Below are 11,489 nucleotides of genomic sequence, written 5' to 3' on the forward strand. Positions count from 1 at the left end.
GTGAACAACGCTGAGCCGTCCAAGCTCGGCCGTTCACGGCCGAGCAGGTGACTAGGGTTCCCACGTGACCGAACAGGCCGAAAAGCCCTTCCTGTACGTCGTCGTGTGCGCGGCCGGTGTCGCGCGGGACGTCAGCAAACTGATCACCACGGCACAGGAACGGAGTTGGGAGGTCGGCGTCATCGCCACCCCGCAGGGGCTCGGCTTCTTCGACGCGCCGGCCGTCGAGGCGCAGACCGGTCGCCCGATCAGGTCCGCCTGGCGGGCCCCGGGCGACCCGCGCCCCTTCCCGGCCCCCGACGCGGTGGCCGTCGCCCCGGCCACCTTCAACACCGTCAACAAGTGGGCGGCCGGCATATCCGACACCCTCGCGCTCGGCACGCTGAACGAGGCGTACGGCCTCGACGTCCCGATCGCCGTACTGCCCTGTGTGAGCGACGCGCTGGCGGCACACCCCGCGTACCGGGGGAGTGTCGAGCGACTGCGCGGGATGGGTGTCCGGTTCGGCGACCGCTACTCCGGGGAGCCGGGGCAAGGCGGTCTGCGCGCGGAGTTCCCCTGGGGAGCGGCCCTGGACCTGCTCGCCTCTCGCGCGTGACGCCCCGGGGTCACGCGCGACGGTAGATCGTGATCGAGTGGCCGACGTCGTCGATCGGCGTGGCGCCGTGGAGCAGCGCGGCCAGACGGCCGTCGGCCTTCGCGACGGCGGTGTCCGACACGGCGAGTAGTCCGTGCACCTCGCTCGGCGGCACCTTGCGCGGATCGGCCGCCTCGATCCCGTAGTACGAGGGCACGCCACTGCCCTTGTAGACCAGCCAGACCCGCTCGTGCGGATACCGCTCGGACAGACGGTCGGCCAGGCGGCCCAGGTCCTGCCCCCAGTCGACGTTCGAGTCGTGCAGCCGCAGACGGGTTTGCGAGGGTCCGCCGAACGCCTCGTTGGAGTACGGCAGGTAGTACGGGAACGCGCGCAGCGAACTGATCGCGACGAAGCCGACCAGCGCCGCCGTGACGAGGTGGGCCCAGCGCCGGCGCAGGGCGACGACCCCGGCCGCCGCCACCGCCAGGAACACCGGGACGAAGAGGGCGTATCTGACGCCGAGGTCCCGGGACCCGGTCATGGCCACGGCCAGCAGGACGGCCGGGGGGAGCAGGACGTACGGGGCGGCGGGCCGCAGCCGGGGCACGGCGGCCATCACGCCGAGGCCCATGAGCCAGAGCGCGATCATGCCGAGCGGTGTCTTCACCAGCAGCGCGGCCGGCAGGTAGTACCAGAGCGAGCCGTGGTAGATCCGTCCGAACAGGAAGCCGGTCCACACGTCGTTCTCGAAGCCGAACTGGATCCGCATCCCGTCGCGGTACGGCCGAGGTACCGGCAGCCAGTCGATGACGAGCCCGCGCAGACCGTGCACGGCCGGGAGGTTCGCGGGAGCCGTCCAGCGCAGCTGCGGGTCGACGAGCAGGTAGGTCGCCCAGACGACGGCGAGCGCCACGAGGGCCGTACCGGCGGCCACCGCCACACCCAGGCCGACGAGCCGCGGTTGCGCACGCAGGCCCAGGCCCGGCGTGCGGCGTGCCTGCCAGAAGGAGAGGAACACCAGGAGCAGCAGCACCGGTACCGCCGGCAGGGTGCTCATCTTGGTGGCGAGCGCCGCGCCGAGCGCCGCCCCCGCGAGAGCGAGGTGGAGCAGGGGCCGCCGACGCCGGGCCCGCCACGCCAGCCACACCGACGTCAGCAGGAAACCGGCCGCCGGTACGTCGAGTGTGGCGAGCGAACCGTTGGTGATGACGTCGGGCGAGAACGCGTACAGCGCGAGCGCCACCAACCCGCCCACGGCGCCGACGAGTTCACGGGCGAACGCGAGGACGACCAGACCGAACAGCAGCGTCAGCCCGATCACCGGCAGCCGCGCCCACAGCATCACCCGCCAGGGATCGTTGCCCGACTCGTACAGCAGCCGCCGCCCGAGCGCCGTCTGATCACCCGTGAAGTGGGCGTCCAGGTGCGGATGGGCGAACACCAGTCCGGTCGCGATGATGAGCTTGCCCAGCGGCGGATGTTCGGGGTTGAAGCGCAGGCTGTGTTCCCGCACATAGGTCTCCGCCGTGCCCACGTACACCGGCTCGTCGATCGTCGGCGTCTGCTGCGCGGCCGCCGTGACCATCGCGACCGCCATCTGGGCCAGCAGGGCGACCACCGCCAGCGCGAGCAGCCACCGCCGGTGCCGCCGGAGCCGATCGAACCGGCCCGGCGGTCTGGCGGTGCTCGTGGGCAGGCGGTCGCCCTGCCTGCTGGCCATGGATGTCGACATGCCCTCTGATACGTCCGCTCCGTGCGCACTCGCTCATCCGGAATCCACCCGGCTTCGGTGCGAGTATGCACGGTGACCTCTCCCGGGTCGGGGCAGCGTCCGTCAGCGCGTCCGGCGGACGTACTGCGCACTGCCCGGCGTCGACACCTGCACATCACGGCGCACGATGCTCAGCCGGTCCCCGTAGCTCGCGAGGGCCTTGCGCAGACCGCTGTCGGTGTACTCGATGTCCACCACCCGGTCGTCGAACGCCTTCGCGTACGTGCCGCACTCGTCGTACTGGCCGCACTCCTCGGCCACCGCGAAGTCGAGCTTGGTCCTCGACCTGAGCCCGGCCAACTCCGAGGTGTTCTTCTGTCCGATGGCCAGCCCCCGGGCGTGCGCGTGGGCCGAAAGGAGCGTGATGAACGCGGTGGCGTCGTTCGCCGTCAGCAGACGGCCGGAACGGGTGTAGCTGTCGTAGTTGTCGGGCTCGACGGCGTCGAACCCCTTGTCGGCGCATTCGTCGATCCAGCGGTTGACCCGGGCGGCCACCCGCTTGCGCTTGGCCGGCGTGCGGAGGTCGAGGAGCGCCTCGTTCCAGTCGCGGTCCAGGACGGCCTCGCCGTGCGCGTCCCGCAGCAGCAGATCGGCCGGCCACGCCTTCGTCTCGTCCGGCTGGGCCTGGAAGGCGTTGACGTAACAGATGTTGTACAGGCCGGGCGCGGGCGAGTCCGAACGGTCGCGGCTGACGATGCGGACGCCGGACGGTGGCGGATAAGCGCCGCCGATCTGGTAGTCGAAGCCCGCGTGGAGCGGGGGGAGTTGTACGGCCTCCGGGCTCGACGGAGAGGCCTTACCCTGCTGGGGTGGCGTCTCCTCGTCCGACCCGGCCGTACAGCTCACCAGCGTCGCGAGCGCCACCAGGGCGGCGGCTGCCCCCAGGCCGGTGACGCGGGAAACACGTTGGGCGGGAATGTCGGCTCCATCGATCGCGGGTACGACCCCGCCTCGGACGCTCCCGCGGTCCTGGCGACTTTGGCCGGACTCGAACGGTGTCCGCTACCGGCTGGGCGTACCTCTGCGTGCCCGGCGCGGCGCCTTGGCACCTCAGGATCAAATCGCCTGGACGGCGCCCGCGTCAAGGCGGCCCCCGCGGCCCCCGCGCGGGTCGCGGACCCGGCCCAGTCACATGACAGAAGCGCCGCTGTGACCTGCGGCGTGATGCTGACAGTCACCCTCTTGTCGTAGCCGCGGAACTCAAGGAGGAGGACACCTCATGCCCATCGGAATCATCGGTGCCGGAGCCATCGGCCAGGCCCTCGCCTATCGGTTCGTGGCGGCGGGCGAGCAGGTCGTCATCAGCAACAGCCGGGGCCCGCAGTCACTGCGGGACCTCGCCGCCTCGATCGGCCCGGCCCTGACGCCCGCCACCGTCGCGGAGTCGGCCAAGGAGGAGATCGTCGTCCTCGCCGTGCCGTGGCGACGGCTGAGCGAGGCGGTGGCCGCCGCGGACGTCCTCGACTGGCAGGAGCGGATCGTCATCGACACCACCAACCCACTCGGACCGCCCGACTTCAAGGTCGCCGACCTCGACGGCCGCACCTCCAGCGAGGTCGTCGCCGAACTCGTCCCCGGAGCACGCCTGGTGAAGGCGTTCAACACCCTGACGCCGGCGGTGCTCGGCTCCGATCCGCGCACTTTTGTCGGACGGCGGGTGATCTTCCTCTCGGGAAACCACCCCGGGGCGAACGAGCGCGTCACGCGGCTGGCGGAGCGGGTGGGGTGGGCGGTCATCAATCTGGGCCCACTGGCGTCCGGCGGACGGCTGCAACAGTTCCCGGGCGGTCCCCTGCCGACGCTCAATCTGCTCCTGGAGCCCTGACCCACGCCGTATTGTCAGGACATGACCGGAGACCGCATCGAACTGGCCGTACACGACCACGGTGGTGACGGCCCACCCCTGCTTCTCATGCACGGAGCCAGGCGTACGCTCGCCGACTGGGCCGCCGTTGCCCCCCTGCTCGTCCCCCGGCACCGGGTGCTCGCCGTGGACCTGCGCGGACACGGTCTCTCACCGTCGGGAACCTGGAGTCTTCCCCGGGTACTGGACGACATCGAGGCGGTGCTCGAGCGGTACGACCTGCCCGGCGCGCTGCCCGTCGGGCACTCGGTCGGCGGGATGATCGCCGTACGGTACGCGCTGGAGCATCCGGACGTCACGCCCGGCGCGGTGAACCTGGACGGATACGGCTGGGGCCGCCCCGACCAGTACGTGGGCCTCGACCCGGCGTACGTCGAGGAGCGCCTCACCCAGGTGCGGGAGTCGGCGACCGCGAGGGTGTCCGGCGGACCGCTTCCGGCGGACGGTCTCAAGGACCTGCTCGCCGAGCAGCGCGCACTCTCCGACCGACTGGGCATCCCCTACGAGCTGTTGGAGGCCGGTCTGCTGCGTACCGTGCGGCCCGCGCCCGACGGACGGCTGGAGGTGCGCCCCGAACGGGCGCTCGTGCTGGAGATGATGGCCGCCGTCGACGCACTCGACCTCTTCGACCTCTTCGACGCCTTCGCGCGGACGCGGCGGCCACTGCTGCTCGGACGGGCCGCGCGACCCGTACCGCCCGCCCCCGGCCTGCCCTGGTTCGACGAACTGATGACGGCGTACGGGAAGGGGCTCGCCCGGGACCTCGCCGAACTGGCCGCGCGGCGGGCCACCGTGCGGGTCGTCGGGATCGACGGTACGCACGAGATGCTCCTGGAGAGCCCCGGCGCGGTCGCCCATGCCCTCCTCGCCTTCACCTCCGACGCGTTCCCCGGGTCCGACTCATGACGCCGCTCGGTGACGAGTGGATCGTCGGCCGGGACCACGAACTGGCCCTGCTGTCACGGCTGGTGGACGCTCTCACGACGGGGCGGACCGGGGCCCTGCTGATGACGGGAGGACCCGGCGCGGGCAAGAGCGCCCTCCTCGACGCCGCCGCCCGCATGGCCCGCCGGTCCGGGGTGCGGGTGCTGCGCTGCCGGGGGAGCGAGGGCGAGTCGGGCCTCGCCTTCGCCGGACTGCACCAGCTGCTGCGCCCCTTGCTCGACCTGGCCGAGGGGTTGCCCGCACGCCAGCGGGCCGCGCTGCTCGGCGTGTTCGGACTCGACGACGGCACGCCGACGGTCTCCGACCCCCTGCTGACCTCGCTCGGCGCGCTCACCCTGCTCTCCGACGCCGCGGAGCACGGCCCGCTCCTCCTGGTGATCGACGACACCCACTGGCTGGACCTGGGCACCCTCGACGTCCTGGCCTTCATGGCCCGACGCCTCGAAGGCGAACCGGTCGCCCTGCTCCTGGCGGCGCGCGACACCGCCGTACCCGCCCAACTCGACCGTCAGGTCAACCGGTTGACGATCGAGCCGCTCGACCCGGCAGCCGCCGGACGGCTCCTCGACCACCAGCCCCGGCCCCCTGCGGGACGGGCCCGCTCCCGCGTCCTCGAACAGGCGGCGGGTGTCCCCCTCGCCCTCGTCGAACTCGCCCGGGCCGTGGCGCGCGACCCGGCCGCCGCCCACGAGGACGCGCTGCCCCTCACCGACCGGCTGGAAGCCATCTTCGCCGCGGACCTTCCCGAACTTCCCCCGGCCACCCGTGAGTTGCTGCTCTTCGCGGCCGCCGCGGAGAGCGCCGAGCTGCCCGTCATCCTCTCGGCCGTCGGAGACCGGGCGACCCCGGACGACTGGCTGCCTGCCGAACGCGCCGGACTCGTCCGCATCGACGCCGACCGCGTCCGCTTCCGCCATCCGCTGATACGTTCCGCGGTCTACCGGGCCGCGACCTACACCGAACGCCACACAGCCCACCGGGCGCTCGCCGACGTCCTCGTCGGGGATCCCGACCGCCGTGCCTGGCACCACGCGGCCGCCGCCTCCGGCGTCGACGAGGAGGCCGCCCGGGAACTCGACGACAGCGCGGCCCGGGCACAGCGCCGCGGCGGCTACGCGGCCGCCGCGACGGCCCTCGAACGCGCGGCCCGGCTCAGCCCCGACCCCACCGTCCGCGCCGGGCGCCTGGTACGCGCCGCGACCATGGCGATGTACGCCGGTCACCCGCGCTGGGTCGGCGAACTCAGCGCCCAGGTCGCCACCCGCACCGACGAACCGGCCCTCCTCGCCGAGGCCTCGCTCCTGGCGGGCTGGGCGCTCGCCGTGACCACCCAGTTCGCGGGCTCGCTCGGCTTCCTGCTGCCGGTCGCCGAGGCCGCCGTCGACGAGAACCCCGTACTGACCCTCGACGCCCTGGCGACGGCCACCACACCCGCATACAACTCCGGGGCCCCGGAACACCGCGAGAACATCCTGCGGATCGTGGAGCGCGTGCCGCCTCAGGACGACGAGACGGGCCGGCTCTGGGCCCTGGCCGGCTGCGATCCGGTACGCAACCGGGCCCAGGCCCTCGATCTGCTCGCGGCCACCTGGACCGCGCCCCTGCCGAAGCCCGGATCAGGCGTCGACATCCCGCTGTCCCGCCTGGTCGTCTCCGGCGGGGCCGCCTGGGTCCTGGACGAGACGGCCGAGGCGATACGGCTGCTCGGCGCGGCCATCGACCATCTGCGCCGCTCCCCGACCTCCGGGGCCAACGCCACCGTGGCCCAGGCCCTCGCGCTGGCCCTCTACGAGAGTGGGTCCTGGACCGAGGCCGGCGCGGCACTCGACGAGGCGTACGGCCTGGCCGCCGAAGGGGGACTGGAGAACGTGGTGGTGGGAGCGCCTGTGCTGCGCGCCACGCTGCTCGCCCTGCGTGGCGACACCGAGGAGGCCCGCGCCGCCGTACAGCGCGCCGTGCACGGCATCGACCTGCCCAACTGCCGCAGCCTGCAGGTGCGCACGCACTACGCGCTGGGCGCCGCCGCGCTCGCGGAGGGCGACCACGCGGCGGCCTACGACCGTTTCCGCGCCGTCTACACCCGGCGGCCGGAGCCCGCGCCCCTGCACTTCCACGCCTCCGACTACTACCTGGCCGACCTCGTGGCAGCGGCCGTCCGCACGGGCCGGGCCGAGGACGCGCGGCTCGTCCTCGACACGACCAGGCGGCGCCTCGCCGAGGGCGAGACATCCGCGCGGCTCACCGCGATCGTGCACCGGGCCGAGGCCCTGCTCGCCGAACCGGACGACGCCGAACGGCACTTCACGGCGGCCCTGGCCGAACCGGCGGGCGACCAGTGGCCCTTCGAACGGGCACAGGTCCGCCTCGACTACGCCGAGTGGCTGCGCCGCCGGCGCCGCGCGGTGGAGGCGCGCCCCCAGCTCGCCGCCGCGCTGGAGGTCTTCGAACGGCTGGGCACCCGCCCCTGGACGGACCGCACCCGCGCCGAACTGCGCGCCGCGGGCGTCACCCAGGCGAGCACGCCCGCCGGCTCCCCGGACAGCCTCGCCGAACTCACCCCGCAGCAGCTGCAGATCGCCCGCCTCGCCGCCGCGGGCCTGACCAACCGGGAGATCGGCGAACGGATCTTCCTCTCGCCCCGTACGGTCGGCTTCCACCTCTACCGGATCTTCCCCAAGCTCGGCATCACCTCCCGCGCCCAACTCCGCGACGCGCTCCCCGAGCCGGGGGAATGAGATCAGTGCGGTGCCGCCGGAGCGAACTCCGTGCCGCACGGGCCCGCCCCCTCGCTCTCGGACAGGGCGACGGGCTCACCGCCCATCGTCAGCGTGGGGTAATGGCGGCCGATGTGATGGGTGGAGCGGCCGACGTAATGGCCGATGAAGGAACGGCGGAAGCGGTCGGCGCTGCGGTTCGGCCCGGAGCCGTGCACCAGACTGCCGTTGAAGAACAGCACGTCACCCGGTGCCATGTCGACGGGCACGACGGCCAGACCGGGCGGCGGCGGGACGTACTCCCGTACGAAGGACAGCTCCGCGTCCGCCTCCTCCGGGCAGAACAGGTCCATGCGGTGCGTGCCCGGCACCACTTCCAGGCCGCCGTTCTCCCGGTCGATCGCGTCGCACGCGATCCAGGCGGCCACGCAGGTGCCCGGTTCGACCCGCAGATAGAAGTTGTCCTGGTGCAGCGCCTGCCCCCGGGCCCCGGGCGGCTTGAAGTAGAACATGCTCTGCGCCGCCAGGACCTCCTCGCCGAGCAGGGTCTCCAGGATCCGCCGCAACCGGGGATCGATCAGGCGGCGCAGGGACAGCTCGTTGATGCGGTGCGGATGCATGACCCGGGGATGGGCATCCAGCGGATCCGCCGGACCGCCGGTCCCGGTGGCGCGGGGTTCGAAGTGCCCCGGGACCGGCCCGGCGGCGTGCAGGGCCGCGAACTCCGCGCACAGCTCGTCGATCTCGGCGCCGGTGAACAGGCCGCGCACCACCACGAACCCGTTCTCCTCGAAGTCCGACCACCGCGGCCCGCCCATGTCCATGACTGTCATCCGACCGTCCCTTCCCACCGGAGTCCCAGGTGCCTCACGCTAGGCCGACGAGCCCCCCGGGAGGATGCCCGTGCGTGCTGAGGACTTGCCCGAGCCTGCTGCCCCGTCCCCGCCGCCGGGCCTGGTGACCGTCGGTCGCTTCGACCAGGGACCGAGGTACCGCGTCAACCGGCCCCAGGGCAGCGACAGTTGGCTGTTCACCTGGACGACGGGCGGACGGGGACGGCTCCGGCAGGGAGCGGCCCGGACGGTGGCCGGCGCCGGAGACCTGGTGGTCCTGGGGCCCGGCGTGCCGCAGGACTACGCCGTCGAACCCGGCGCCGGACACTGGGCGTTCTGGTGGGCGCACTGCCAGGCCCGCCCGTCCTGGACCGGATGGCTGCGGCCCCACGCCCTCGACGACGGCCTCTACGCCGTCGGACCCGCGCCCGCCCGGGAACGTATCGAAGCGGCGTTCCGCCGGATGCTCACCGACGCCCGCTGGACGGGAGACGGCCCGCCGCCCGAGGGCGCGGAGCCCGCCCCGGGCGAGGTCGCGGTGGCGCACGGCACCGCCGCCCGGGAGCTGGCCCTGTGCTCCCTGGAGGAGATCGTGCTGCTCGCCGCCGCCCGCGCGGAGCGCCGCCGCCCCGGTCTCGACGCCCGGGTCCGCCATGCGGAGGCGGTGATCACCGCGGACCCGGCCGCGCCCCACACCGTCCGCTCGCTGGCCGGGACGGTCGCGCTCTCACCGTCCCGGTTCGCCCACCTGTTCACCGAGCAACTCGGCCGCTCCCCGATGCGGGCGCTGCGCGAGGCCCGGCTGCTGCACGCGGCCCGGCTCCTGGAAGCCACCGGGCTCCCGGTGGAACGGGTGGCCGCGGCCTCCGGATTCACCAGCGCGTTCCACTTCAGCCGGGTCTTCCGGCAGCGCTACGGGACTCCACCGGGCGCCTACCGGAAGGGCATCGCTAGGAGTGCGGGGGGCGCGGGTGATGTGGGGGATCCGGAGCATGCGGGGGAGGCGGCGGGATCGTCGTGACGGCAGGCGTGGCCTCGGGCCAGATCAGCAGCACCGGGCACGGCGCGTGGTCGACGACGAACCGCCCGGCCCTGCCCAGGCTGTGCGGCCCGAGCCGGGCCCGGTCGCCGTCCCGGGCCACCACGAGCAGATCGGCGCCCTCGGCGGCGCCGACCACCTCATGCTCCATGCGCCCGGTGCTTTCCTGGCGGGTGCAGGGGCGGCCGAGGCGCTCGGCCGCCGCGTCGAGCAGCCGCGCCGCCGACCGGGCGCCGAGGGCCTCCAGCCGGTTCCCGGGATCGCGCTCGGCGTGCCCCCGGCCGAGCAGCCCGGCGAAGGCGCCGTGCGCCAGTCCGGGCACCCCGGGTTCGCTGACATGCAGCAGCACGACCTCGGTCGCCTGCGGCGCGTGCGTGCGCACGGCGTCCACACAGGCCGGCCAGGTCCCCTCGACGAGCCAGACGACGACCCGCATGAGCATCAGCCTCCGGCCCTCACGTGTGCGAGGGTTCAGCCCCCGATGAAGCGGAGCGAGAACCACAGTGCCAGTACGGCGGGAACCAGCGCCGCCGGCACGGCGATCAGACCCAGCCGGGTGAACTCCCGCAGATCGACGCCGTGGTCGTGCTCCTGCACGATACGCCGCCACAACAAGGTCGCCAGGGAACCGGCGTAGGTGAGGTTGGGGCCGATGTTGACCCCCAGGAGCACGGCCAGCACCGCGCCGGAGCCGGAGGTGGCGGCCAGCGGCAGCAGCACCAGGACCGCGGGCAGGTTGTTGATGAGATTGGCCAGTACGGCGGCGAGCACCGCGATCCCGAGCAGCGCGGGCAGTCCGCTGCCGTGCGGGAGGAGATGCCCGAGGGCGTCGGAGAGTCCGTTGTCGACCACGGCACGGACGACGATGCCCAGCGCGAGCACGAACACGAGGAAGGCCGGAGCTGCGGCCCTCAGTACGGTGAGCGGGGTGGCGCGCCCGCGCAGCAGGGCTCGGGCGGCCAGCACCAGCGCCCCCGCCGCGGCGGACCAGGCGGGGTCCACGCCCAGCGCGGAGGCGACGACGAACCCCGCCAGGGTGCAGCCCACGGTGACCAGCGCGAACAGGGGCAGCTCCGGCGGCTCCCCGGTCGTCGGCTCGGGCACGGCCGCTGCCAGGTCGCCGGCGAAGAAGCGCCGGAAGACCACGTACTCGGCCCCGATGGCCACCAGCCACGGCAGCACCATCAGCGCCGCGAACCGGGTGAAGCTGAGACCGCTCGCGGTGAAGGCGAGCAGATTGGTGAGGTTGGAGACCGGCAGCAGCAGCGAGGCCGTGTTCGACAGATGGGTGCAGGCGTACACGTGCGGCTTCGGGCGGGCGCCCATCCGGGCGGCGGTGGCGAACACCACCGGGGTCAACAGCACGATGGTGGCGTCCAGGCTGAGCACCGCGGTGATCGCCGAGGCGAGCGCGAAGACCGCGGTCAGCAGGCGCCCCGGCCGCCCCGCCGCCCAGCGGGCCATCCAGGCGCCGCAGGCGTGGAAGAGCCCCTCGTCGTCGCAGAACTTGGCGAGTACCAGTACCGCCGCCAGGAAGCCGATGACCGGCCCGAGGTGACTCGCCTCCGCGCCTGCGTGGTCCCAGGAGATCGCACCGGTGGCGATCACCAGCAGGGCGGCCGGGGCCGCGACGACCGACTCCGGCCAGCCGAAGGGGCGGACCACCGCGCAGACGAGGACCGCGACGAGCAGGACGACGGACAGGGATTCGGCGAGCGGGGTGTTCAGGGTTCGGTCCTCCGG

The 11,489-nt window shown here is 73.3% G+C and carries 10 protein-coding genes; 5 read left to right on the forward strand and 5 right to left on the reverse strand.

The features are described from left to right. The first annotated feature begins 64 nt into the window (after positions 1 to 64). Positions 65 to 598 carry a flavoprotein gene (locus ACIRA5_RS44310; protein ID WP_403701509.1) on the forward strand — a complete coding sequence of 178 codons (534 nt, stop codon included), beginning with the start codon at positions 65 to 67 and terminating at the stop codon, positions 596 to 598. A 10-nt stretch (positions 599 to 608) separates the two neighbouring features. On the opposite strand, the gene ACIRA5_RS44315 is transcribed toward ACIRA5_RS44310, so the two are convergent. Both ACIRA5_RS44315 and ACIRA5_RS44320 read right to left on the reverse strand, forming a co-directional pair. Beyond that, entirely contained in the window at positions 609 to 2,300 is a 1,692-nt protein-coding gene (locus tag ACIRA5_RS44315) for a phospholipid carrier-dependent glycosyltransferase (protein ID WP_403701513.1), read from the reverse strand. 114 nt (positions 2,301 to 2,414) lie between these two features. Beyond that, on the reverse strand, positions 2,415 to 3,215 hold the full coding sequence (locus tag ACIRA5_RS44320) for an endo alpha-1,4 polygalactosaminidase (RefSeq protein ID WP_403701517.1): 801 nt from the start codon (positions 3,213 to 3,215) through the stop codon (positions 2,415 to 2,417). 355 nt (positions 3,216 to 3,570) lie between these two features. On the opposite strand from ACIRA5_RS44320, the gene ACIRA5_RS44325 reads away from it, so the two are divergent. From ACIRA5_RS44325 to ACIRA5_RS44335, 3 genes are read left to right on the forward strand one after another with little or no spacing between them, the layout of a single operon-like run. Then, entirely contained in the window at positions 3,571 to 4,176 is a 606-nt protein-coding gene (locus ACIRA5_RS44325; protein ID WP_352045132.1) for an NAD(P)-binding domain-containing protein, read from the forward strand. Between the two features lie 21 nt (positions 4,177 to 4,197). After that, positions 4,198 to 5,121, forward strand: a complete 924-nt coding sequence (locus ACIRA5_RS44330) for an alpha/beta fold hydrolase (protein WP_403701520.1) — start codon at positions 4,198 to 4,200, stop codon at positions 5,119 to 5,121. Then, entirely contained in the window at positions 5,118 to 7,895 is a 2,778-nt protein-coding gene (locus tag ACIRA5_RS44335; RefSeq protein WP_403701523.1) for a helix-turn-helix transcriptional regulator, read from the forward strand. The genes ACIRA5_RS44330 and ACIRA5_RS44335 overlap by 4 nt, the downstream gene beginning before the upstream one ends. 2 nt (positions 7,896 to 7,897) lie before the next feature. Here the strand turns inward: ACIRA5_RS44335 and ACIRA5_RS44340 are convergent, their stop codons facing one another. Further along, complete coding sequence (locus ACIRA5_RS44340) at positions 7,898 to 8,707, reverse strand: phytanoyl-CoA dioxygenase family protein (RefSeq protein WP_403701526.1); 810 nt, start codon at positions 8,705 to 8,707, stop codon at positions 7,898 to 7,900. A gap of 64 nt (positions 8,708 to 8,771) precedes the next feature. On the opposite strand from ACIRA5_RS44340, the gene ACIRA5_RS44345 reads away from it, so the two are divergent. After that, positions 8,772 to 9,728, forward strand: coding sequence for a helix-turn-helix domain-containing protein (locus ACIRA5_RS44345; RefSeq protein WP_403701529.1), 957 nt, complete (start codon positions 8,772 to 8,774; stop codon positions 9,726 to 9,728). Here the strand turns inward: ACIRA5_RS44345 and ACIRA5_RS44350 are convergent. Beyond that, positions 9,658 to 10,182 (reverse strand): universal stress protein, encoded by a 525-nt coding sequence (locus ACIRA5_RS44350; protein ID WP_403701532.1) that lies wholly within the window; start codon positions 10,180 to 10,182, stop codon positions 9,658 to 9,660. The genes ACIRA5_RS44345 and ACIRA5_RS44350 overlap by 71 nt on opposite strands. 35 nt (positions 10,183 to 10,217) lie before the next feature. Further along, positions 10,218 to 11,474, reverse strand: coding sequence for an arsenic transporter (locus tag ACIRA5_RS44355; protein WP_403701693.1), 1,257 nt, complete (start codon positions 11,472 to 11,474; stop codon positions 10,218 to 10,220). Positions 11,475 to 11,489: the final 15 nt, after the last annotated feature.

Origin of the sequence: Streptomyces sp. NPDC096311, from assembly GCF_044763085.1 — a bacterium.
Classification (GTDB): domain Bacteria; phylum Actinomycetota; class Actinomycetes; order Streptomycetales; family Streptomycetaceae; genus Streptomyces.